Origin of the sequence: Anabaena sp. CS-542/02, from assembly GCF_028331085.1 — a bacterium.
GTDB lineage: Bacteria > Cyanobacteriota > Cyanobacteriia > Cyanobacteriales > Nostocaceae > Anabaenopsis > Anabaenopsis arnoldii.
In genome coordinates this window covers 15,778-39,030 of record NZ_JAQMTM010000085.1, presented here as the reverse complement: position 1 = coordinate 39,030, position 23,253 = coordinate 15,778, and the positions used below count along the sequence as shown (strand labels likewise).

Sequence of the window (23,253 nt, the reverse complement as noted above, 5' to 3'; positions counted from 1 at the left end):
TAGGATTTATGAATGACTAAAAAAGCCATTAAGATGTTAGATTAGAACTATTTGATGAGAATTTATATTAATTTTTTTTAAGTATCTTGAATTTGTAGGTTGCTCCAAGGGTCTATAGACCACTACCACCAGGGTGAAGTCAAAAGTAAAACATCTGATTTTTACCATCCTGGTATCAATCCTGGTTATTCAGCCTGTGTTCAAATTGCTAAATAGCAGCTAACAAGTGTAGAAAGGAATAATTGAATTGAAAACCATTAAATAAGATAAAACTCGGTAAATATTAAATATTGACAATTGAGAAAGGATAATACAGTATTGTCACATAATAATGTGTGATTCAAATGATTTTCGCCAAAAAAAGCGCATATATAACTTACACAGAGAAACTTAACTCAAGTATAACTGCTGAGTCAACCTGTAATTACGTGGGATATTGAACTTATGGTGACATCTATCAACACAAACCAAAGTAACGTTCAAGGTAGTTATCCATCTGAATCTCACAATTGGAGGTTAAACCTAAGTTCAGTAGCCAATACCCCCTTATTTGGTACAGACGGTATTCGTGGGCAAGTAGGAGAATTACTAAATGCTCCCTTAGCTTTGGAAGTGGGTTTCTGGACGGGTGTGATTTTGCAAAAACATGGTGGTCAGACAGGGCCAGTTATCCTGGGGCAAGATTCCAGAAACTCTAGTGATATGCTGGCAATGGCGTTGAGTGCGGGGTTAACAGCGTCCGGGGTGGAGGTTTGGTATTTGGGGTTATGTCCCACTCCTACCGTGGCTTACCTCACCAGTATGAGTGAGTCCATAGGTGGAGTGATGATTTCTGCTAGTCATAACCCACCAGAAGACAACGGGATTAAGATTTTTAATGGTAATGGTACTAAATTATCTCCAGCCTTGCAGGCGGAAATCGAGGCGGGAGTAAGGGGTGATGGAGTTGCAGGTAAAGTTACTAATTGTGGACGGCATTATTCTCGCCGGGAACTAGTAGACCAGTATGGGGACATCTTAAAGCAATCCTTGCCGGAAAAGGTAAATCTGCAAGGACTGAAAATTGTTTTAGACCTAGCTTGGGGTGCTGCGGTTGGGTTAGCACCCAAAGTATTTACCGCCATGGGGGCGGAGGTGATCAGCCTACATAATGAACCTGATGGCGATCGCATTAATGTTAACTGTGGATCGACTCACCTAGGAATTCTGCAAGGCGCAGTCAAAGAACATAACGCAGACTTGGGCTTTGCCTTTGATGGCGATGCCGATCGCATTTTAGCTGTAGATCATACTGGTAGGCCAGTAGATGGCGATTACATCCTTTACCTATGGGGTAGACACCTAAAACAACAGCAACAACTACCAGATAACCTGATTGTTTCCACAGTCATGGCTAACTTAGGCTTTGAGAGGGCTTGGCAAAAACAGGGTGGGAAGTTAATTCGCACCGCCGTAGGTGATCAATATGTGCAAGCAGAAATGATGCGCACAGGGGGGATGTTAGGTGGTGAACAATCTGGTCATATTCTCTGCCGCCATTATGCCATTACCGGTGATGGGTTGTTAACAGCATTACATCTAGCCGGGTTGGTGAGAGCCGCGGGTGTTCCCCTCAGTCAAATGGTAGATGAAAGTTTTCAAACTTACCCCCAATTATTGCGGAATGTGCGAGTTACAGATCGTGAGCGGCGATTAAATTGGCAAGATTGCCAACCCTTGCAACAAGCGATCGCCCAAGCCGAAGCTGCAATGGGTGATGCGGGGAGAATATTAGTCCGGGCTTCGGGTACAGAACCGGTAATCAGAGTCATGGTAGAAGCTGTTAATGATGAATTGGCTAACCACTGGACAGATGAATTAGTATCTCAAGTCCGGCAGCACCTAGCAGTTTAAGACTGTTAAATTTTCATAAGTTGATTTTCCCGTCAAGACTGGAAAATGAAATTTTGTTAAAAAGTGCTAAAAGCCTCTAGGAAAACCGTGTATTGTGTCATGATGGCAAAGTAGAATACATATGCCTTTCTAAATTACAGGGAATCTTGCATGACTCTCCGTCTTGGTGATACAGTACCTAACTTTACACAAGCATCCACACACGGCGATATCAACTTTTATGAATGGGCAGGTGACAGCTGGGTAGTGCTGTTTTCTCACCCGGCTGATTTCACCCCCGTTTGTACCACTGAACTAGGCACAGTGGCCAAACTCAAACCGGAATTTGACAAACGTAACGTCAAAGCGATCGCCCTGAGTGTTGATGATCTTGACTCCCATAATGGCTGGGTAGGAGATATCGAAGAAACTCAGGGAACCGCTCTCAATTACCCAATTCTCGCCGATGCAGACAAAAAGGTTTCTGACCTTTATGATATGATTCACCCCAACGCAGCTGCTAACATCACAGTGCGTTCTGTCTTCATCATCGACCCCAATAAGAAACTGCGCCTGAGCTTTACCTATCCCCCCAGCACTGGCCGCAACTTTGATGAACTTTTACGGGTAATTGACTCTCTACAACTGACCGATAATTACAGCGTAGCTACACCTGCTGACTGGAAAGATGGGGATGATTGTGTCATAGTCCCCTCACTCAAAGATCCAGAAGTTCTCAAAGAGAAATTCCCCAAAGGCTACCAAGAAATTAAGCCTTATCTGAGAATGACCCCTCAGCCTAACAAGTAAAACTGCTCCTTAGTCCACTTACAATATTAAACCCAGCGCCAAGACCAGACGATACCTTGGCGTTTTTGCCTATCAATCTAGATTAAACCGTCTTCTTGTCACAGTTGCCAAGGGTGCAAATCGTTTAATAACACAACAAAAGCGATCGCTCAATAGCTGGTCTTGAGACCCACCCAAAGCAAGAGATATTCATGGCAGAATCTGTACATCTGAACACTGCCATCAGGCAAAATTTTTATAGACAAGAACTCAGGTAAAATCAAAATGGATATCAAAAATGGATTTGTTGGCACCGTTGGTAACACACCACTAATTCGCCTAAACAGCTTTAGTGAAGAAACGGGTTGCGAAATCCTTGGTAAGGCAGAATTTCTGAATCCTGGGGGTTCCGTCAAAGACCGCGCTGCACTTTATATTATTGAAGATGCGGAAAAAAAAGGCCTACTCAAGCCCGGTGGTACTGTGGTTGAAGGAACCGCCGGTAATACTGGTATTGGACTAGCGCATATTTGTAACGCCAAAGGCTATAAATGCCTAATTATTATTCCCAACACCCAATCCCAAGAGAAAATAGATGCACTCACGACCCTGGGGGCACAAGTGCGCACGGTTCCCGCAGTTCCCTACAAAGACCCCAATAACTACGTTAAACTATCTGGGAGAATCGCAGCCGAGTTAGATAATGCTATTTGGGCTAATCAGTTTGATAACTTAGCCAACCGCTGCGCCCACTACGAAACCACAGGCCCAGAAATTTGGGCACAGACAAAGGGTAAGATTGACGCTTGGACAGCTGCAACTGGTACTGGTGGTACTTTTGCTGGTGTATCAATGTACCTAAAATCACAAAATCCATCTGTTAAATGTGTAGTTGCCGACCCCCTAGGTAGCGGAATGTATAGCTACATCAAAACCGGTGAAATCAAGATTGAAGGTAGTTCTATTACAGAAGGCATCGGTAATAGCCGCATCACTGCCAATATGGAAGGCGTACCCATTGACGACGCCATCCAGATAAATGACACAGAGGCTTTACGGGTGGTATATCAACTGCTGCGAAAAGATGGCCTATTAATGGGCGGTTCCACGGGGATTAATGTTGGCGCGGCTGTAGCTTTAGCAAAGCAGATGGGACCAGGACATACTATTGCTACCATATTATGTGATAGTGGTTCCCGGTATCAGTCACGCATATTCAATCGCCAATGGCTAGCCTCAAAAGGATTAGTCATTAGTGATTAGTAGTTGGTTATGGCGCTAGGAATATCTCACCTGATTAAACCTTAGCCCCACCCTCTCCTAGGTAAGGAGAGGGAGCTTATCAGTCAATATTTTTGCTGTATGTCTACCACTTGATAGAGCAATGTCAAATATAAGTCAACCATCCAACTTCCCAAAGATAGACCCACAGTCTGGGACTAGATGTGTGCGGGTGTGCCAAAATCGTACTTGTAAAAAGCAAGGTGCAGCAAAGGTATTAGCCGCTTTTACAAGTTTACCAGTTGCCAATGTGATGATAATAGCCAGTGGCTGCTTAGGACAGTGTGGTAACGGGCCAATGGTGCTAGTTTTACCCGATATGGTTTGGTATAGCGGCGTTAAACCCGATGAAGTACCTCTACTGGTAAAACAACATTTGTTAGGTGGTGAAAGTGTCAAAAAAATGGTATATCGTCGCTTTGATCGCTAATATTAAGTAAATCCAAAATATAAAATACTACTCAATTTCTGACCAAGGGGAAAATCCATGAATATTCAGCAGCTGCGCCAGTCTGTGAAAATTAAGTGGCTGAGTTACTACCAGCAAAATCGTTCTTGGCTGGAAAAAATCAGAGTTTGGGGTACTTACAATGGTCTGCGTCGTCCTTCATCTGGGTTGATTTTGGCCACTTTGTCGGTTTTAGAGCCGCAATTTCAGGATTATCTTTCTTTTATGGTGGATTTAAATAGTAATCCCGATCAGATAGTTACAGCTTTAGGTCTTAACTTTAATCCTGACCAAGAATTAGATGTAATTAACTCTGAGGGTTCTACAAGTGAGTGGGAAAGCGAATCTTTAGAAGAAAATTATACTGAAACCAAAGATGTGGCTTTAGTTGCACCTACTATTAAGATTGCTAGTCCTGCCACTGCAAATGTTAATCTGCCGCGCTTGCCAGAATCTGTTGCACCGTATACAAAAAATCATGAAATTATTCCCACGGTTGCAATGGCGACTAAGGTTACTTCTGCACCGGTTGCTAAAATAGCATATTCTACTAAACTACCTGCCAATTTACTACGTCAATATCAACCAGTGCGATTACCTCTGACAGTAGGGGAAAGGCGATCGCCCCTAGCAATGACAATGGAGGTAATTCACAAAGCCAAAACTCGACCTTGTGCAAAAGTCCGAGATCCTCGGTTTGATCATCTACCTATGAAGTTTTGGACTCTTTTACTACAAAAAAACTATTTAACTGGGGTTTTATTCTTACGTGACTACCTCAAAGGCCCAGTTTCCCGGAGTCAGGGGGAAATATCGCCAAAACCGAAAAATGTTCGCCCTCAACTCACCCCATCACCTAGTACCCATAGTCGTAGTCTGGCGAATTGGATAGATGAGTTTTGTCAGGGTAGAAACTATAACCCAGAACAAGCTATTTCCATGTAATCTTGAGGTCGCTACTTCTACAAAAAAGCAGCATCTTTGATGAATCAAAAATCCCCAATTATTCGTCACTGAAGTTATCAATACCTAACTACGTTGAGAGTGGGAAATCATTTATGTTTGCACAACTTTTCAAGTTTGGATCTTTGGGCAGTCTTGGCTTATCATTGTTAATGAGTAATTCTGCAGCACTAGCTCAATTTAATGATTCTAGTTCCGGTGAGGTGGTTGTACCCACCATACCCTCAGGGGGTACATCAACGCCAACCACTCCACCCATCAAGACACCACCGGTAACTAGTGGGACCCGGTTTACTTGTCAATTTTATAATGGACAGTACACTGTCATGTACCAGCCACAAAGTATACCAGGAGAATTCTTCCCTTGGGCTGCACCTAGGACTTTAGGTGGTGGTTGGACTCCCCAAAGACGCTGTGAAGCTATTGCCAGTAGATTAGAATTATATCGCCCAGATGGTCTGGAAGAACTGCAAACATCTGTACAAAATAATGAAAACATTGTTTGCGTGACTACACGGGCTAATCCTTTGTGTCGCATTGTGTTGACTGTACCCCGTGGTCAAGACCCATTTGTAGTACTCAATGACGTTTTCCAAAACTTGATTACCGCTGATAGTGGAAGACAGACAGTACCGGTGAATACTTATATTACCAGTGGTAGAAGAGTAAATGGATTAGATAACTTAGGGCGCACAGTTCTAGGTCGTGGTAACAATCCCATGACTGCATCTAGAAGCGGTATTAATTTAAAACCTTTCCTCACCCGTGAAGATGGTGGAACTTTCACCCGTAGCACTACCCAAAACCCTGAGTCAGCACCTGCAAACCGCCGTCGCTTGAATCCTAATAGTTTCCCTTAACACTGGCAATTTTGATTAGTCCCCAAGGCTATCTCTAGGGTAAGATTTATCTAGACTTACCCTAAGAAAAATCCCAGGCATCAAAAGTATTTGTGTTCAAGAAATCTAATCAACCTATTCAGCTAAACGTAGGTATTGAGTAGAAATATATATGAAATTGATCGATTGAGAATGAAGTGCGGTTGGCGTTTATTTTAGTGTCTCTCACTAGAGTATTATCCTAAAATAGGATATATTTACATATATCATGATTTGAAGAGCCGAAAGAATCAATGAGCCAATCTAATCCAGAAGCTAGTTCTACAGTTACCTTGAAAAGTAAAGCCACCAGTACAGTTGGGCGCGGAAAGGTCGTTAGCCCAAACACCAAACTTAACTTTTCGGAATGGAGAGATGAGTACGTTGCTTTATTTCTAGGTAATAGCTTTGAACATTATCAAGATTGGGAGCAGCCTAGTGTAATCATTTCAGATGGGGCTTATGGTATTCTTGGTTTTGAAGGAGACACATCCGATCATATTGATTTGCCCAATTGGTATGAGCCTCATATTGAGGAGTGGTCAAAAGCAGCGATGCCATACACAACACTCTGGTTTTGGAACTCAGAAATTGGCTGGGCTGTGGTACATCCAATTTTAGAAAAGTATGGTTGGCGCTATATTAACTGCAATATTTGGAATAAAGGCAAAGGTCACATTGCAGGGAATGTTAACACAGAAAAAATTCGCAGATTTCCGGTGGTTACAGAAGTTTGTGTTCAATATGTAAGAGAAGTTAGAATTAACGAACTTACCTTAAAAGCCTGGTTACTCAAAGAATGGAAACGGTCTAGATTGCCTTTACGAAGAGCAAACGATGCTTGTGGTGTGGTAGATGCAGCCACTAGGAAATATTTTGATCAAGGACATTTATGGTACTTTCCGCCTCCAGAGATGTTTGAAAGGCTAGTAAATTATGCGAATGAGCATGGTAGCTCTGAAGGAAAACCTTATTTTTCTCTAGATGGTAATCAACCATTGACAGGAGCACAATGGAGTAACATGCGATCAAAGTTTAGATGTCCTCATGGTTTTACCAATGTATGGGAACGCCAACCCCTACGAGGTGATGAAAGAGTTAAAACAACATCTGGAAAGGCATTGCATCTTAACCAAAAGCCTCTCGATTTGATGACCATGATTATTCAATCATCAAGTGATGAATATGATGTAGTCTGGGAACCCTTCGGGGGACTGTTTAGTGCGTCTTTAGCAGCCCGGAAACTCAGGCGCAAAGCCTACTCGTGTGAAATTGATCCAGATTATTTCTATTATGGAGTCGAGCGATTTAATCCAGAAGTTCATCAATGCTCTCTTCTTTAATCCCTAGATACTCCTGCAATGATTTTTTTATAGTGACTTGTTGGTGGCTTGATAGAATCCTGTTCCATTGTTTAACTGGCATACCACAAACTTCAACTCTGTAAACACGTTTCTTGAATTCCTCAATGCCGGGGTGCATAATTCTGTCTATTTTAGCAAAGTTAGTGTCTAGCCTGTATTTATATCGTATTAGTAATTCCCGTAGAAGGTGCTGATATTCCTTAGTCGGCTTGTAAATTTTGGCTTCAGATCCCCATGAGTCAACTATTTTCTGAGCCTCTAAAAATTCACTGTCAGAACCTTGAAATTTATAGCCATTAGTGTTCGTTTGCTGTAAATTTGCCGTCCTTTGGGTTGTATCCTCTGGCTCCAAAACAAGATAGTCTGGCGGATTATGGTAATGACTGTCTCTAGCTAGAGCTACGGACAAGCCAGATACAACACACACATCTAAAATACGAGGTTTTCCGTAAATAATCTTCTCAGGTAGCCATGCCAATATCGCAACGTGAGTTTGATCAAATTGAAAGTGATTCTGGCTATCTTTGAATCGTGCTGTTATCTCTGTTGCCAATGGAAACCATGCTTTAATCTCTAATCCTGGTATTGGTTGAATGTTTCCCACAAAGATAGCATCAGGGAATCCCGGATCTTGCCTCTGCCATGTTCCAAATTCAGCAAAATCATCCTGCTTATTTAAAAACTCAACAGTGTTAAATTCGATTAGATTTCCCAGTAATGGTGAAAGCTTCGATATCACTTTAGCTAAATTGACTGCTGCATTAACTGTCATAGGTTTAGATATGTTTAAAACATCAAATGTATGCCACGATAAATTAGCTAAATACTCAGCAGCGAGTTTGATTACATCTTGTGTGTTCATAATTTTTCTTCACAAGATGCTTTAGATATTTGTTGTTCAACCTTCCTCAGAATGGCACAAGGATCGACGCCAATTACCCGAGTAACTATGATAAACTCGACGACATCCAAGCGCCGCTCGCCATTCTCATATTTAGCAACAAAAGATTGGGGTTTTTGAAGAGATTTAGCGAGAGATTCCTGAGTAAGTTGTGCTTCCTTGCGTGCCGCAATCATACAGCGCCGGAATATTTCATACTCATGGCTGGAGATAGATTTCATAGGGCTTTGGCTTTAGCACTATATGTATGTCAGTACAATAAACCTATTTTCGGATAATCCCAAAACAGGATAATTGGACTGCAATACCTGTTTCCTGCTGTTGGTCTGTCGCAGTTTGGCGAGATTCAAAAGCTGGCTTAACAGTGGGCTGGTTTAACTCCTCTCGAAAAGCTTCCAGTTCAGCTTGTTCAAAGTTAGCTGTGGGGCAAGTCTTACCCTTCTCGTATTTAACGCTGATTCGTCCCTGCTGCACATAACGCTCCAGCGCCCGGACACTTACACCCAGATAGTCAGATGCTTCTTGCTTGTTCATATAAACAACGCAATAGCCTATCGCAAAAAGTTTAAGGCATCTAGCTGTTTTGCGTTTTCGACCTCTCCTATTTTCTGTATCCAATCTCGTCTGAGTTGAGTGCGCTCCAATGTTGTACCAAACTCATCGATCCAAACATCAGCAGCGACTTCCTGTAAAAAAATTTGCCATTCAGTACGAACGTTTTCAGCACGCAATACTCGGTCAATAAATTCTTCAACAATGGCGAAACCTGCTTGGCTTGGCTCTTTTAAAAGGCTTTTAAGTTCTTTCTCACAATTGTTAACTGCTTCAGCTTGAGCCTTACACAGATTATATACAATTTTTTCTGCGGGAGGAGTTGAGTTCACTCGTCCTGTTTTTACATCCATCCATTTATCCCAAAAACCTCCGTCCAGCCTGTAGGTAGTTCTATTAGGAGTTAAGACATCTAAATGCCTTCTAATTCTATGTTGAACGAGTCCGCGATACTGGAGGTCAAATGTTGCAAGTGTTTGAAAACCAAGCTTTAAGCCAGTTAAATTTTCGGGAATTTTTTCGGCTAATTGCTTTAAAAAGTCGCTTCCGCGTCCCTCTGCTATTTTCCCTAATCTACCGTGATTGACTAAAACTTCCACTACACGAAATTTTGCTTCCTCCAGAGATTCCTTTAACGCGATATCTAGAGACAAGAATTGTTTTGAAAGATGAGTACGGACTTCATGCAAAGATTCAGCATAGGCAGTCATATATGCCCCAGCAGCATAGCATTTTTGTTCAATTTCGTTAGATGTGGGAATACCTGGCTCAGAACGACAAGCAGCAATAGCAGCATCGACAGCTGATTGAAAATTTTTATCATCACTATCTCGTTCGGAGATCATGGATGAACTCAAACGTTCAAGTTCTCTTGTCAAATCGTTCCAAAACTTGCCAAAAAGTTCGAGAAATTTAGGAAACCAGTCATCTTTTGATGCTTGCCTCCAAGCATCCTTAGCTTTGTCCAGTTCGATAACAACAGTTTTCTGAAGCTGAATTAGTCTGTCCTGACAAGCAGAAGCATATTGCCGATCTAATATCTCTATTTTTTGCCCTAGATAATGCAAAACTCGATCTAAAATTTCAATTTGCGCTTCTTCAGAATTAGCACAGTCTGCAATTATAATATCTTGAACATCAATGTGCTTTTCCGTAATTGTAGCAGCTAGGCTTTCACAATTTCTTCGATTGTCAGCACTTCCTCCAATGTGGTTAAGTACCATGAAAGACCATTCTTTGATAGGAAGGTCAATCAAAGCACTATTAGCCATGTCATAGAGTTCAACATCCTCTTTAGACCAAAAATCTCCAGTGGATTTAGGCATACGGACAAACAGAACTAAATCAATATCTTGTCCTAATGTTTTGATCATACGCTCTTCATCACCAATCCCAGTGTCTCCTAACCCCGGCATATCAATTAAAGCGATTTGACCAACATCTACATTGGGAAAAGAACAAACAATTTTAACCTCCCTAACTGCAAGGTAATTAAAGTAAATTCGTTTTCTTTCTAGCGTGTCTTGAGCAACATATTCCCTAATTTCATGCCGTGAAATGCGACGCGGAGAAGATTCTGATAAAGCATTACGATATTTGTCAATGTTTTGATGATACCTACAAAGATGGTCATACTTAGCCGCAGCCTGTCTTTTTTCCGCCAATTCTTTAGGAAGCTCTGGTAAAGGAATATCAGCAAGATCTTGAATTGAACGTGGTCTAGAACCTAAGTGAAGTTGTTCATAATAAGGAGCAATCACTTCATCTAAGAAAGAACGCTCAGTGTGAAACCAAACTTGGGCATAAGTTTCTTTGATCTCTGAATTATGATGGACGTTACTACGAACTCCTGTACAGTGTTGATCATCACCGTCTGGTATTTCAGCCGTTGATAGCCCTGTCAAACTTTGGAGAAGACGGCTCTTACCCTGTCTGGCTCGTCCTACAACTCCTATGTTGAGAGTATTACGCGAAAATCGAGATTTAAGACTATTGAGAGTCGTTAGCTCGATATCAATACTTTTTTGAATCGCAGAAAAATCAATTTCTCTAAGGCTTCCAACTGTACCAATATCACCAACTCTACCGAGCAACTGGTCACGTTGCCTTTCAAGTTGGCGTAAGGTAGTAGAAAGAGTCTTGAGATTAGTCTCTACAGTTTCAATTTTTTGAGATAGTGGGCGACGCTTTTGAATAATTCTAGTAATTTGGCTAGCTCTTGGTGTCGCAGCGTTATCAATATTAAGGGTAAACTACATAAATTGTGTCTTCCATAGGGTGACTCTATAGCTAAGTTTTCCCGCAACAGTACTCAATAGAACAGCAACTACCAGATAGTTTGTGATCTCCCTGTTAGAGGATGTTTTAAAAGTAGGAGGCTGTTGTGAGAAAGCTCACAAAGTATATATTGAATCAAATTAGACTGATAATATCACATTTGCTTTTACAGCATATGTAAATAAATATTTTATTTATACCTGGATCCCATATCTACATTGACGTAATTTTGTCATCTGCCTAAAGATGGATTTTTCAGAATACAAAATTATTTGCGTGGTACTGTGTTCAATGTTTATGATAGCTGGGTAAGTTTCCTGTATATTGCACAATCTGCTTACAACAGATGCTTTTACTGTGACACTAACTAAACTGAGGATCTAGTTTCCCCGTAACAAAGAAAGAAGAAACTATAGTATAGAATGTGTTATATTTAACAACTTTTGCTTTTGTTAACTTTCCATTACATACTTACAAATTTCCCCACCGACTTACTCAGCTGTGAATTAATTACGCCTTTGCCAAATCTTGATAGTACCGTCTTTACTTCCAGAGAGCATGGTTTTACCATCTGGGCTGAATGCTATTGAACGAACCCCATGGAAGTGCCCAATCTGAATGTCCCGTGAAAGTGGCAATTGACCGCAGGGTTGCTACATCCCACAGTTTGATGGTTGTATCCCTCCTCTCAGAAGAAGCTAAGGTTTTAACATCCGGGCTGAAGGCTACTAAACCAACTATGAAATGGCGATCGCCTTACAGTAGCGCTTCGCCCTTTGCAAATAGTTTGATGAGGTTTGACCCCACCCCCAACCCCTCCCCTTACAAAGGGATGGGAGTATATGCAATGGCTTACAGTAGCGCGATCGCCTAAATGCTGTTGTAATGCACTAGTTAACTATTACCGAAGTTCAATCAAAAAAGCTGAAATAGTGATTCTGATGTATTGACATCGTCAATCTAGCGAGTGCCGATTAACCTCAGTCGCTTGCTATATAAGGGTTTCAGGAGTTTTGTTAGTATGCTTAAGTCCATTTGGGAGGTTAAGTTTATTGAACCTGGCTAACGCCACGCTATCGCTATCGGAAAGTGCCTCTAGACTTCTTACAGGGTATGTGTTTAGAATGGAGGAGTCCCCACTCGCTGGGGACATCAATGCGTAAGTCCTAATTACGATAAGGCCTGAATCAACGCCTTACCTTTGAGAACAGCCTCCTCAAACTCAGCTTCCGGTTCAGATAAAGCCACAATACCACCGCCAATCCCAATAGAAGTCCCACTAGGAGTCAACACTGCGGTACGAATGACAATATTTAAATCTGCTGCACCATTGAGAGCTAAAAACCCAATAGCACCGGAATAAACTCCACGAGCTTCAGATTCTAACTCATCAATAATCTTCATAGTTCTAATTTTCGGCGCACCCGTCATCGAACCACCGGGAAACGCCATTCTAATACAATCAGTAGCAGTCATATCCGCGCGTAAATAACCCCGAATTGTACTCACAAGTTGATGTACTGTGGCGTAAGTTTCCACATCCATCAACTTTGTCACCTGGATACTACCCACTTCACACACCAAACCTAAATCATTGCGTAACAAATCCACAATCATTAAGTTTTCGGCGCGGTCTTTTTCACTATTGAGCAGTTTTTCCCGCAGTATTTTATCTTCCTCTGGAGTCTGACCACGCCCTAAAGTTCCTTTAATCGGCTTAGTTTCTACCCACCCAGCGCGGTCAATACGTAAAAATCGTTCTGGGGATGAACAAGCAATAGCGACTTCACCAAAGCGCATAAATGCAGAGTAAGGAGCCGGATTAACTCGGCGTAAGGTACGATAAAAGCATAATGGATCGGGAGTAGCATCTGTGTAAAGTTTATTAGTCAAACAAATTTGATAACTTTCCCCGTCCTTAATTTTGTGCAGACATTGGTAAATATCATTTATGTAGGTCTCGTGAGAACGACTCAGACGGAAATTGATGGGGGTATGACTAAGGGGCGGTAAAATACCTGGAAGGTCTGGGAGTGTGCGCAGTTGTTTTTCTGTTGACTCTAACCACTCCTTTGCTGCTGTAGTTTGATGCTGTTTGGCCAGACATACCAGATAGGTAGTTTGTTCTTGGTGATCAAACACAATGATTTGATCAGCTAACAGAAACATAGCATCGGGAAGGGGTGCACAATGAATTAACTCAGAACCACATTCTGCCTTGATTTCATAACCAAAGTAGCCCACAAACCCACAATTGAAGTCAAAGGGTAGCTCATCAGACTGATAACTACGCTCATTAATTTGACTTTGAAGATAGTCAAAAATACTAATATTTATCTGTTTCTTTTGACCAGACTCAGTAATAGTTAATTCTCTAGTTTCCGTGCGGTATTCAACCAACAAACTATTTAAACCGTCACTTCCTCCCATAAAAGAGAAGCGAGAAAGACCATACTCAACTAAGCTACTATCAAGCCAAAAGGCGTGAGTATCTTTCCCGATCGCTTGTGTGGCGTGGCCATACAGATGTACAAACACCTGTTCTGGATCTGGATAGATATCCAGTTTTTGACTATGAACTTGGTACTGGCAAGGAAGAATAGGATTTTGTCGATTCCATTTTTTGGCAATGTCTTGATACTTAGTTTCTCTTGCTCGATTCTGGGATAATTTATTAGTAAAATTACGGAAGTTTTCTAAAATCTTCCAGCCGTATTCAGTGCAGATTGATTCGGGATGAAATTGCACACCCCAAAATGGTAAATACCGATGACGCAGCCCCATGATCAATCCGGCTTCTGTCCAAGCAACTTTTTCTAAACAGTTGGGTAACTCTTGGGCAACCATTAAGGAATGGTAGCGTACCACAGAGAAGCCCTGGGGAATTCCCTCAAATAGAGCAGAATCATTGTGATATATTTTACTAGATTGTCCATGCATAACCTCCGGTGCATGAGTTACAGTACCGCCGTATACATGAGCTAGTCCCTGGTGACCAAGACAAACACCCAGCAGGGGTACATCAAGATTTTGGAGATTTTGAATCACTTGGCCGCAGATACCAAAGTCCGAGACCTTTTCTGGACGACCCGGACCAGGGGAAATCACAACATTGTCAAATGTGAGTTTGATTAGATCCTTCCAATCAATCTGATCATTGCGAATTACCAGGGGAAGTTCTCCATTCACCTGAGCGAGCATCTGATAGAGATTAAATGTATAGGAGTCGTAGTTATCAATAATCAGCGATCGCACTTCATGTTTCCCCTTGCTCATTACTCAACGGTTCTTTTGACCCAGTTCCCATCCCCGACTTAGAAAGGAATGTCATCGGGATCTTGTTCTTGCTCGTTCACAGGGGGATAAGCAGTGCGTTCAAAATTTTGGACTGGCTGTGTGGATGGGAAGTTGGTCCTCTGAGGTGCAGCGCCAACGGGAGCCGGGGCGCTGACTGGAGGTAATTCAACTTCGTTGCGTGAAGGTGAAACAACAGGGGATGCTGTTTGTAGGGGTGTTGAGGTGACTGACGAATTTACCGTTGTGGATGATGTAAAATTACTTCCAAGAGGTTGAATCTGTTGTACTGTTAATTCAGCCCGTTTTTCTTTAAACCCTTCTTGACGCTCAACAGTGTGCATCCCTAAGCGTCCTGCTAAAATCACGCGATCGCCTTGGTGGTAGTTTTGCTGAATTTCTGTAGCCATATTCCCCCAGCCCACTACCTTTAAGGTAACTAACTGGTCTTCCGCACGCAGGGAATTGGGGAACTGTACCAGCATTTCCGTGATGGCTAAGTTATCGGCTGTATAGCGTAATTGTGGTTCTTGAATGATTTCCACCATTAAAACGCAGCTATTCATTGAATCCTCCTAATTGGACAAGTTTTTGATCAAGCAATAAGATTTTAATTAGCTAACTATATTTAATTTGCCTAAATGAATTCCTGACATACACTTTGAGCTTTGAGTCTTTTCTAGCATAAAAGCCAAGCGATCGCTTTGAATAGTACTTGCGATACCATTCCCTACCTTCGCCTGACTACAACGAGCATTAAATTCTGCATGAGTAGTACAATCATACCACTTCATGGGCAAAAAATACTCTGCTTTTTTGGTTACAGTTTTTTTACTTTTCCTAGTCACAGGTAACATATATCATGGGTGCTGATAGCGTAGCGTGGGGTAAGCCATATCTTCCCCTGTGCGGAGTCAGCCACATAATTACCGTTACTTCAGATACTCGTGGCGCAAGTTGTTTTAGAAAATATTTATAAAACCTTTCCCCAGCGGAAAGGGGAAAGTGTAGCATCGCAAACCTTTCCTAGTCATAGGAACAAAAAAAATGCTACCCCTGAACCGGCAGAAGTCATCAATGTCTTACGGCGAATTAATTTGACCATCGCCGATGGTGAATTTATGGTGCTGGTGGGTCCTTCAGGTTGTGGTAAAAGCACTCTACTCCGGTTAATTGCTGGGCTAGAATCGATGACAGCAGGGAATATTTGGGTGGGCGATCGCTTAATTAATCACCTACCACCCAAAGAAAGAGACATTGCCATGGTGTTTCAAAATTACGCCCTCTACCCCCACATGACTGTCTATGACAACATTGCTTTTGGACTCCGTCGCCGCCCATTAGGAAATGGGGAAAGTCAAAACTCCTCACTCCCAACATGGGCGACAAATCTCCTTGTAGGAATCACCAGAAAGTTACCTAAAGGACTACGTTACATTTCTGCTCAAGAAAGGCAGGTAGATCAGCAGGTACTAAATGTTGCCCAATTATTACAAATGGAAACCTTGCTGAATCGTTTACCCAAACAGCTATCGGGGGGTCAAAGACAACGGGTAGCTTTAGGAAGAGCCATCGCCCGTGACCCCCAAGTGTTTTTAATGGATGAACCCCTTTCTAACTTGGATGCTAAATTGCGGGCCCAAACCCGCGCCCAAATTGTCAAATTGCAACGCCAACTAGGAACCACCACCATTTACGTCACCCATGACCAAACCGAAGCTATGACTATGGGCGATCGCATTGCCATTATGAATCAAGGTCAAATTCAGCAAGTCGCATCCCCATTAGAACTTTATAACCATCCTGCTAACCGGTTTGTGGCCGAATTCATTGGTTCCCCGCCCATGAATTTTATTCCGGTGAGGTTCCATGCTCCGTTATTAATTACCCATAACCATTTTCGCCTCACTCTCCCAGAAGTTTGGGCGACACCCCTGCGGAAATATGATCAGCAAACCATCATTTTAGGTATTCGCCCCGAACACTTCATGTTGAGTGTACCAGCGACCAAAAATTTACCCGTCAAAGTAGACTTGGTAGAAAATCTGGGCAATGATTCTTTTGTGTCTGTGAGAATTTCCCCACCTGAATCTCAAATTGAGCATACAGACAATTATCTACAGGTGCGAGTTCCACCGGATAGGTTAGTCAAGGTTGGTGAGGAATTATGGTTCTCGTTAAATCCAGAAAAACTGCACTTTTTTGATCCTCAAACTGAGTTAGCGATAGGGTAGCGTGGCGGAGGTTCCATGCTACAGCGGATTTAATCTCTTGTGTTAGCATACTAGGGCAGAATGCCCACACCACAAGAGTTTTAAGATTCATATAGTACCTATTGACTTGTAATCTGCTGTATGTAAGCAGTTTTATCACTGAGGCAATCAATACTGTAGTCTTTATTTATACTTCTGTTGGCTGGTATTCTTGTTGTCTTTCCACGAAGGTCTGAACACGGGTGCGGTAGTTTCTGAGTGTTTCATCTACCCAATCGCGATCATTACTGTTGGCATACAAATGTACTAAAGGCTCGCTGGCGTCTGGTAAAACTAATAGCCAACTATCATCGTAGGGTTGGCAAATTTTCACCCCATCAATTAACTCTAGGTTTTGGGCTGGGTGTGTTTCCACTAAATAACGCATCAGCGCTCCCTTAGCACTCCAAGGACAACGGACTGTATAAGCTTTATGAACAACACGGGGTAATTCTGAACGCGCCGTAGCCAGCGATCGCTCTTGAATAGTCAGCATCTCAATTAACTTAGCGATGCAGAACATGGAATCAAAACCCGGATGTAAATGGGGGAAAATAAAACCAGTTTCGCCACTACCGCCTAAGACGACATTAGAATTTTTTTGACAAGCTTCCATCAAAGCTGTAGGATTAGCTTTAGTGCGAATTACCCTGCCATCGTGACGACGGGCGACTTGTTCCACAGCACTAGAAGCATGAACAGGTACAACTACCGTGCCTCTGGGATTAGATGTTAATACCATGTCTACCATCAGTGCTGTTAAAATTTCCCCCCGAATGGCAAAGCCTGATTCATCAACTAAAATCAACTGTTCCCCATTAGCCGACACTTGCACACCAAAATTAGCTTTGAGCGCCTCCACTACATGACCCAGCTGAGTCAGCAGTGTTTCGCGGTCGGTAACTGACATAGCCGATTTATTCACACTCGCATTCAGTACCACTGCATCAGCGCCAAATTTATCTAACATTAGTGGTAAAACCGCCCCAGATACAGCATAAACATAGTCAATTACTACTTTTGCTCGACTGTTGCGCAGGGTATCAACGTTTAACAGCTTCTCAAAGGCTGTGCAATAGCGTTCAATTACTTGACTGGTATAGGCTACATCGCCAACTTCATGAATTTGCGATCGACGCATATCTTCCTTAAAATAAGCTCCTTCAACTTTCTTCTCCAGAGCTTTGGTAATATTAATCCCCTTAGCATCCATAAATTCAATCAGGATATAATCAGGGCGATCTGGGTGTACCCGTACATGAACTCCACCGGCGACGGACATTGTGGGTATAACTGTCCGTGCTATGGGGATAGCTGTAGCATCGAGATTTTGAATATCAATACCTACAGACATCAAACCAGCAATTAATGACCGGGTAACCATGCGAGAAATGTTGCGTTGATCACGGGAAACTGTCACCTTAGAACCGGGTTTCAGGGTAGAACCGTAAGCAGATCCCAACTTCACAGCAAATTCTGGGGTGATGTCAATATTAGCTAATCCTTGTACACCACGCTGCCCAAATAAGTTTCTTTGAGCAGTGTTACCCCAAATCAAGTTAATATTGAGCACTGCACCTGATTCAATCTTCTTACTAGGCCAAACCCTGACGTTAGGGCTGATTTGTGCTTCTTCCCCAATAGTAGACAGGGAACCCACTACAGCCGCTTCTAACACATGAGCGCGGCGATCAACACGGGTACCACGAGAAATCACACAGGCGCTCAGATGTGCTTCATCTCCGATAATTGACCCATTCCATAAAATCGGTCGTTTCAGATTGGCATCAGCGCCAATGGTGACATTATCTCCTATGATGCTTCCCGCTTCAATTTGCACTCTGGCCCCAATGCGGCAATTATCACCAATTAGGGCTGGAGTTTCAATTATCGCTGTGGATGGGATAAAGGTATTTTGCCCTACCCACAAGTTTGGTGAAATTTCTGGATAAGCAAAGTCAAGTTTTACTTTACGATCTAAGGCGTCATATTGAGCTTGACGATAGGCATCTAAGTGACCAACGTCGCACCAGTAACCTTTAGCAATGTAACCATACAGGGCTTGACTTTTTTCCAACATTAAGGGAAACAAGTCTTTGGAAAAGTCGCATTCTGTATGAGATGGTAGATAATCTAATACTTCTGGTTCCAGAATGTAAATACCTGTGTTGACGGTATCAGAAAAAATCTCACTGCTAGAAGGTTTTTCTAAAAAGCGCCTAATTTTACTTTCTTCATCCGTAATTACCACTCCAAATTCTGCGGGGTTGGGAACTCGGGTTAAAACTAAGGTGGCTTTTGATTGTTTTTGCTTGTGGAATGCGATCGCCGCTGTTAAGTCAAAATCTGTGATACTATCACCGCTAATCACTAAAAATGTTTCATCCAGCAGTTCGGCAATATTCTTGACACAGCCTGCGGTTCCTAGGGGTTGGTCTTCTTCCACAGCATAGGTCATCTGCACGCCAAAATCGCTGCCATCTTGAAAGTAGTCTCGCAAGACATCTGGTAGATAATGCAATGTAGCAATAACTTCTGTGATTTGATGTCGCTTTAGTAGATTGATGATATGTTCGGCAATGGGCCGATTCAGAATAGGCACCATTGGTTTAGGCAGATCACAAGTTAAGGGGCGAAGCCGAGTACCCGAACCGCCTGCCATCAGTACTGCACGCATAAATTCTCCTTAGTTATTTGCAGTTTTTGCTGCTTACACACCCGTGAGAGTATATTGTATGTTCTTTCTTTAGTCTCCTATGGATATTGGTATTTAAGTAACTTACCTAAGAAGCATCTAGTGAGAAATAAGCAAATTTACTCATCAAGGTCATGTCCGCCCACCCATAATCAACAGTTTATAGTGGGGGGATTTATTCCCTCTTCATCAGGAAGCCATAACACAAAAAGGAACAAGGAAAATTTGGGATCTTTTGACTTTCAATTGGTTTTTCTTGTCTCTATGTTTTATGGTGGCATTAGGTACTTCATTTTGCTCAATGTTAACTAGCTGTAAAGTATGAACTTGCCGAGAGTAAGTATCATAGATTACAGACTTTAAGTTTCAATAACGGAGTCGATGACAATGATCAAGTTAATTATTTTTGGCTTAATAGTGGTTTATGTGGGTGGTGTTTGGAAGTTATGGAATGGGTTTGAACGAACTAATTTCAGTCAAACTTTATCTAATCGCCTGAGTTTATCATTGTTATGGCCAGCTTTATTTATTGCCAATAAGTCATATCGGCGCAATTTTAGAAAAGCTTTAAAAGGCTAATAAACTCACTAATTAAGCCCAGGCCAATTTACAGCACCTTGCACCGAATCTGAAGTACAGATATAAATGATAAAACTTTTCTGGGGTGGGTATCTTACACGCCTTTGTGTACCTCACTCAGGTGAGATGTGCTGTATGTCAATATTCAACGGCTATCTAAAGGTGTGGGAGTAGGAGCAAATTTCTCGGTGCGTTACGCGTTCGTCAACGCACCCTATAATTATTCAAAAGGCTTGAATCCACTCTTTCACAAAATATTCAGTCCAGATGCCATTTTTCCAGTAGGGGTCATTTTCCACTAATTGGCGCACAGTTGCTTCGTCTTCAGCTTCGTAAATTCCAAACACTTTAGTAGTATCCTTGGTCGGACCGAGAGTAATCAGTAAACCTGATGCTTTTTGTTTTGCTAACCCATCTAAGTGGTCTTGACGATAGGGATCCCGTTTTTCCAAAACGTTTTCGCAGTAAGTTCCCCACATGATGTATTTCGGCATAATTACTGTTTTTTGATCTTGAAAATATACTTCTTTCCCAAAATTTTACTATATATCTGAGACAGTTAAGATGGGCAATTCTTGAGTTTCAAGATTGGAGATTTTGATGGTCAAAACCTCCAATCAGTGTTAATTAACTTCTGAGACTAACGCCAAATTTCTCCACTAAAGCTTCACGAACCTTATTATGTACAGGCTCAACTTCAATATCAGTAAGAGTGCGATCGCTCCCTCGATATACTAGACGAAAAGCTAAACTCCGTTGTCCTGGGGGGACATTCTCACCACGATATTCATCAAACAATTCTACAGATTCCAGCAGTCCCTTTGCGGCTTTGTGAATGGATTTTTCAATTTCTGCCACCGAGACCTTTACAGGTGCGTAGAATGCAATATCGCGATCGCTCGCTGGATAGGTAGAATAAGCCACAAAAGTGGGAATGAGAATTTCATCTTGATCCAGGGCATCCAACAACACATTAACATCTAGCTGGAACACATAGACAGAATCAGGTAAACCCCGCTCCTGTCGTAATTGGGGATGAAGTTGCCCAAATATACCCAGTCTGTTACCACCCACCCATAAAGAAGCGGTGCGTCCTGGGTGTAAACGCTGATCGCGACAATCTGGTTGATACTCTACCTTTAAATTGAGTGCATTAAAAACACTTTCCAAAATACCTTTGGCATCAAACCAGGTCATAGGTTGTTCACGACCGCCTTTTGACCACTTACCCAAAAACCTGTCCCCTCCCATAATACCAGCGATCGCATCGGTTTCTTCCAAACCATCTTCTTCTTGCCAGAAAATGCGCCCCATGTCAAAACCATTCAGAGAACCATTTCCTTGCTCTAAATTGTATTGAAAAGCATCAATCAAACCGGATATCAAATCAGTTCGCAGTGCGGAATATTCCCCAAACAAGGGATTACTCAAAACAATTTGTCTATCATCCCCTGGTTTGACTAAAGAATAATGGAGCACTTCAGTTAATCCTTCCGCCCTGAGAATAGCGCGTAACTTCCGGATTAACTCTTGATCTACGGGTAAATAACCAGCCTCCGACTTTTCTGGCAGAGTATCACAAAAATTGTCATAGCCATAGAGACGGGCTAACTCCTCAATCAAATCAATTTCCCGTTCTAAATCCCGGTAACGATAGGGCGGTACTGTCACCGTCCAAGTTTGTTCACCCGTAGAAATTAGGTTACATCCCAAAGCAGACAGAATGCGTTCCACATCAGCGGCGGTAATTTCCCCAGTATCCTCTCCCAAATCCACAGGACCGAGTACCTGATTCACCCGGTCAAGACGTAGAGATATAGAACGACTCCAAGTAGATGGGTCTGGGCGAGTGTCAGCCATTTCCTGTTGGACAATCACCCCACCAGCTAATTCACTCATCAGAGATAAAGCACGGTTACAAGCTATTTCTAACTCAGCTCTATTAACCCCCCGTTCATATCTTCCCGAAGCCTCACTTCTTAACCCCACACTCCGAGCAGAACGACGAATAACCACAGAATCAAACACAGCAGCTTCTAAAACAATACTGTGAGTACCGTCATAGACTTCTGTTTCCTCTCCACCCATCACACCCGCCAGCGCAACCGGTGTATTGTTAACAGTAATTAACAAATTTTGGCTTGACAATTTGCGTGTTACCCCATCCAGGGTTTTCAAAGATTCCCCAGCAGTAGCAAAGCGAACACCAACAGTCAGACCCTCACCGCCCCCAACAGATTGTAAACGGTCTTTGTCAAAGGCGTGTAGTGGTTGTCCCCATTCCCATAAAACATAGTTAGTAATATCCACAACATTATTTATAGGTCTTACCCCAGCCGCCCGTAAACGCTGTTGCAACCAATCAGGAGAAGGGGCAATTTTCAGTTGTGCAACTACAGTACCAATATAAGCAGGGCAAGCCTGGGTATCAGCAACTTTTAATTTTAAATTACTAGCACCTTTGGATACTGATGTAGTCTCAGGTTGAGGTATACTTAACTTACCACCAGTCAAAGCCGCGACTTCCCTGGCTATCCCTACCATACACAGAGCATCGGCACGGTTAGCAGTAGCAGTAACGTCTAAAATTACATCGTCTAGACCTAATAACGGACGCACATCACTACCCAAAGGTAGATTTTCCTGGGGGAAAATATGGATTCCATCCACATCACTAGGTAAACCGAGTTCTTTTAAAGAACAAATCATACCTTGAGAAGGGACACCGCGCAACTTTGCCGGCTTAATTTTTAAATCGATATTTGGTAAATAAGTACCAGTAGTAGCCACTGGTACGTAAATACCCGCCTTGACATTAGGCGCACCACAGACAATATTTAAAGTCTCAGATGCGCCGATATCCACTTGACAAACACTTAATTTATCAGCATTGGGGTGGGGTTGACGCTCAAGCACTTTACCCACAACCACGCCATTAGCCCAAGTTTGGCGATCTTCTATCTCTTCCACTTCAAACCCAGCCATTGTCAGGGTTTGTGCTAATTCTTCTGGACTCAGTTTAATTTCTACCAGTTCCCGCAGCCAATTTAGAGAAATACGCATGGAGTGTGCTTACTTGTTGAAATATTGTCGAGTGCTGTAGAGACG

At 42.4% G+C, this 23,253-nt stretch carries 21 protein-coding genes; 9 read left to right on the top strand and 12 right to left on the bottom strand.

Annotated features, from left to right (window positions below):
- Positions 1 to 444: 444 nt before the first annotated feature.
- The 7 genes from glmM to PN447_RS09700 all read left to right on the top strand — a co-directional run bounded on the left by glmM (position 445) and on the right by PN447_RS09700 (position 7,574).
- On the top strand, positions 445 to 1,893 hold the full coding sequence (glmM, locus tag PN447_RS09730; protein WP_271762700.1) for a phosphoglucosamine mutase: 1,449 nt from the start codon (positions 445 to 447) through the stop codon (positions 1,891 to 1,893).
- Positions 1,894 to 2,043: 150 nt separating this feature from the next.
- Entirely contained in the window at positions 2,044 to 2,682 is a 639-nt protein-coding gene (locus tag PN447_RS09725) for a peroxiredoxin (RefSeq protein WP_271762698.1), read from the top strand.
- A gap of 264 nt (positions 2,683 to 2,946) precedes the next feature.
- Positions 2,947 to 3,924 carry a cysteine synthase A gene (locus tag PN447_RS09720; protein ID WP_271762696.1) on the top strand — a complete coding sequence of 326 codons (978 nt, stop codon included), beginning with the start codon at positions 2,947 to 2,949 and terminating at the stop codon, positions 3,922 to 3,924.
- Between the two features lie 121 nt (positions 3,925 to 4,045).
- On the top strand, positions 4,046 to 4,372 hold the full coding sequence (locus tag PN447_RS09715; protein ID WP_271762694.1) for a (2Fe-2S) ferredoxin domain-containing protein: 327 nt from the start codon (positions 4,046 to 4,048) through the stop codon (positions 4,370 to 4,372).
- Positions 4,373 to 4,429: 57 nt separating this feature from the next.
- Entirely contained in the window at positions 4,430 to 5,335 is a 906-nt protein-coding gene (locus PN447_RS09710) for a DUF5331 domain-containing protein (protein WP_271762693.1), read from the top strand.
- A gap of 113 nt (positions 5,336 to 5,448) precedes the next feature.
- Positions 5,449 to 6,213: a COP23 domain-containing protein gene (locus PN447_RS09705; protein ID WP_271762692.1), complete on the top strand. Its 765-nt coding sequence runs from the start codon at positions 5,449 to 5,451 to the stop codon at positions 6,211 to 6,213.
- A 272-nt stretch (positions 6,214 to 6,485) separates the two neighbouring features.
- On the top strand, positions 6,486 to 7,574 hold the full coding sequence (locus tag PN447_RS09700) for a DNA methyltransferase (protein ID WP_271762691.1): 1,089 nt from the start codon (positions 6,486 to 6,488) through the stop codon (positions 7,572 to 7,574).
- Here the strand turns inward: PN447_RS09700 and PN447_RS09695 are convergent.
- From PN447_RS09695 to PN447_RS09655, 9 genes are all read right to left on the bottom strand, one after another.
- Positions 7,540 to 8,457 carry a hypothetical protein gene (locus PN447_RS09695; RefSeq protein ID WP_271762689.1) on the bottom strand — a complete coding sequence of 306 codons (918 nt, stop codon included), beginning with the start codon at positions 8,455 to 8,457 and terminating at the stop codon, positions 7,540 to 7,542. The genes PN447_RS09700 and PN447_RS09695 overlap by 35 nt on opposite strands.
- The gene (locus PN447_RS09690; protein WP_271762687.1) at positions 8,454 to 8,717 is read right to left on the bottom strand and encodes a helix-turn-helix domain-containing protein; all 264 of its coding nucleotides are present in this window, start codon (positions 8,715 to 8,717) and stop codon (positions 8,454 to 8,456) included. The genes PN447_RS09695 and PN447_RS09690 overlap by 4 nt, the downstream gene beginning before the upstream one ends.
- A 43-nt stretch (positions 8,718 to 8,760) precedes the next feature.
- On the bottom strand, positions 8,761 to 9,030 hold the full coding sequence (locus tag PN447_RS09685) for a hypothetical protein (protein WP_271762685.1): 270 nt from the start codon (positions 9,028 to 9,030) through the stop codon (positions 8,761 to 8,763).
- A 17-nt stretch (positions 9,031 to 9,047) separates the two neighbouring features.
- Entirely contained in the window at positions 9,048 to 11,141 is a 2,094-nt protein-coding gene (locus PN447_RS09680; protein ID WP_271762684.1) for a hypothetical protein, read from the bottom strand.
- Positions 11,142 to 11,831: 690 nt separating this feature from the next.
- Positions 11,832 to 11,912, bottom strand: coding sequence for a hypothetical protein (locus PN447_RS18720; protein WP_442867090.1), 81 nt, complete (start codon positions 11,910 to 11,912; stop codon positions 11,832 to 11,834).
- Positions 11,890 to 12,066: a hypothetical protein gene (locus PN447_RS18715; protein WP_442867089.1), complete on the bottom strand. Its 177-nt coding sequence runs from the start codon at positions 12,064 to 12,066 to the stop codon at positions 11,890 to 11,892. The genes PN447_RS18720 and PN447_RS18715 overlap by 23 nt, the downstream gene beginning before the upstream one ends.
- Before the next feature lie 429 nt (positions 12,067 to 12,495).
- Entirely contained in the window at positions 12,496 to 14,601 is a 2,106-nt protein-coding gene (pabB, locus tag PN447_RS09665) for an aminodeoxychorismate synthase component I (RefSeq protein ID WP_271762682.1), read from the bottom strand.
- A gap of 38 nt (positions 14,602 to 14,639) precedes the next feature.
- Positions 14,640 to 15,185, bottom strand: a complete 546-nt coding sequence (locus PN447_RS09660; protein WP_271762680.1) for a single-stranded DNA-binding protein — start codon at positions 15,183 to 15,185, stop codon at positions 14,640 to 14,642.
- A gap of 48 nt (positions 15,186 to 15,233) precedes the next feature.
- Positions 15,234 to 15,467 carry a hypothetical protein gene (locus PN447_RS09655; protein ID WP_271762679.1) on the bottom strand — a complete coding sequence of 78 codons (234 nt, stop codon included), beginning with the start codon at positions 15,465 to 15,467 and terminating at the stop codon, positions 15,234 to 15,236.
- Between the two features lie 99 nt (positions 15,468 to 15,566).
- Here PN447_RS09655 and PN447_RS09650 point away from each other — a divergent pair, with 99 nt between their 5' ends.
- On the top strand, positions 15,567 to 16,853 hold the full coding sequence (locus PN447_RS09650; RefSeq protein ID WP_271762676.1) for an ABC transporter ATP-binding protein: 1,287 nt from the start codon (positions 15,567 to 15,569) through the stop codon (positions 16,851 to 16,853).
- Positions 16,854 to 17,019: 166 nt separating this feature from the next.
- Here PN447_RS09650 and PN447_RS09645 read toward each other — a convergent pair whose 3' ends face one another.
- Positions 17,020 to 19,548: a mannose-1-phosphate guanyltransferase gene (locus PN447_RS09645; protein WP_271762674.1), complete on the bottom strand. Its 2,529-nt coding sequence runs from the start codon at positions 19,546 to 19,548 to the stop codon at positions 17,020 to 17,022.
- A 405-nt stretch (positions 19,549 to 19,953) separates the two neighbouring features.
- On the opposite strand from PN447_RS09645, the gene PN447_RS09640 reads away from it, so the two are divergent.
- Positions 19,954 to 20,145, top strand: a complete 192-nt coding sequence (locus tag PN447_RS09640) for a hypothetical protein (RefSeq protein ID WP_271733008.1) — start codon at positions 19,954 to 19,956, stop codon at positions 20,143 to 20,145.
- A gap of 224 nt (positions 20,146 to 20,369) precedes the next feature.
- Here PN447_RS09640 and PN447_RS09635 read toward each other — a convergent pair whose 3' ends face one another.
- On the bottom strand, positions 20,370 to 20,639 hold the full coding sequence (locus tag PN447_RS09635) for a YciI family protein (protein WP_271733010.1): 270 nt from the start codon (positions 20,637 to 20,639) through the stop codon (positions 20,370 to 20,372).
- Between the two features lie 133 nt (positions 20,640 to 20,772).
- Positions 20,773 to 23,208 (bottom strand): phenylalanine--tRNA ligase subunit beta, encoded by a 2,436-nt coding sequence (gene pheT, locus PN447_RS09630; protein WP_271762672.1) that lies wholly within the window; start codon positions 23,206 to 23,208, stop codon positions 20,773 to 20,775.
- Between the last annotated feature and the right edge of the window lie 45 nt (positions 23,209 to 23,253).

What these genes read in the sequence shown, in the direction of transcription:
- glmM (WP_271762700.1), top strand. Translation starts at nt 445, where the DNA reads ATGGTGACATCTATCAACACAAACCAAAGTAACGTTCAAGGTAGTTAT.
- PN447_RS09725 (WP_271762698.1), top strand. Translation starts at nt 2,044, where the DNA reads ATGACTCTCCGTCTTGGTGATACAGTACCTAACTTTACACAAGCATCC.
- PN447_RS09720 (WP_271762696.1), top strand. Translation starts at nt 2,947, where the DNA reads ATGGATATCAAAAATGGATTTGTTGGCACCGTTGGTAACACACCACTA.
- PN447_RS09715 (WP_271762694.1), top strand. Translation starts at nt 4,046, where the DNA reads ATGTCAAATATAAGTCAACCATCCAACTTCCCAAAGATAGACCCACAG.
- PN447_RS09710 (WP_271762693.1), top strand. Translation starts at nt 4,430, where the DNA reads ATGAATATTCAGCAGCTGCGCCAGTCTGTGAAAATTAAGTGGCTGAGT.
- PN447_RS09705 (WP_271762692.1), top strand. Translation starts at nt 5,449, where the DNA reads ATGTTTGCACAACTTTTCAAGTTTGGATCTTTGGGCAGTCTTGGCTTA.
- PN447_RS09700 (WP_271762691.1), top strand. Translation starts at nt 6,486, where the DNA reads ATGAGCCAATCTAATCCAGAAGCTAGTTCTACAGTTACCTTGAAAAGT.
- PN447_RS09695 (WP_271762689.1), bottom strand. Translation starts at nt 8,457, where the DNA reads ATGAACACACAAGATGTAATCAAACTCGCTGCTGAGTATTTAGCTAAT.
- PN447_RS09690 (WP_271762687.1), bottom strand. Translation starts at nt 8,717, where the DNA reads ATGAAATCTATCTCCAGCCATGAGTATGAAATATTCCGGCGCTGTATG.
- PN447_RS09685 (WP_271762685.1), bottom strand. Translation starts at nt 9,030, where the DNA reads ATGAACAAGCAAGAAGCATCTGACTATCTGGGTGTAAGTGTCCGGGCG.
- pabB (WP_271762682.1), bottom strand. Translation starts at nt 14,601, where the DNA reads ATGAGCAAGGGGAAACATGAAGTGCGATCGCTGATTATTGATAACTAC.
- PN447_RS09660 (WP_271762680.1), bottom strand. Translation starts at nt 15,185, where the DNA reads ATGAATAGCTGCGTTTTAATGGTGGAAATCATTCAAGAACCACAATTA.
- PN447_RS09645 (WP_271762674.1), bottom strand. Translation starts at nt 19,548, where the DNA reads ATGCGTGCAGTACTGATGGCAGGCGGTTCGGGTACTCGGCTTCGCCCC.
- PN447_RS09640 (WP_271733008.1), top strand. Translation starts at nt 19,954, where the DNA reads ATGATCAAGTTAATTATTTTTGGCTTAATAGTGGTTTATGTGGGTGGT.
- PN447_RS09635 (WP_271733010.1), bottom strand. Translation starts at nt 20,639, where the DNA reads ATGCCGAAATACATCATGTGGGGAACTTACTGCGAAAACGTTTTGGAA.
- pheT (WP_271762672.1), bottom strand. Translation starts at nt 23,208, where the DNA reads ATGCGTATTTCTCTAAATTGGCTGCGGGAACTGGTAGAAATTAAACTG.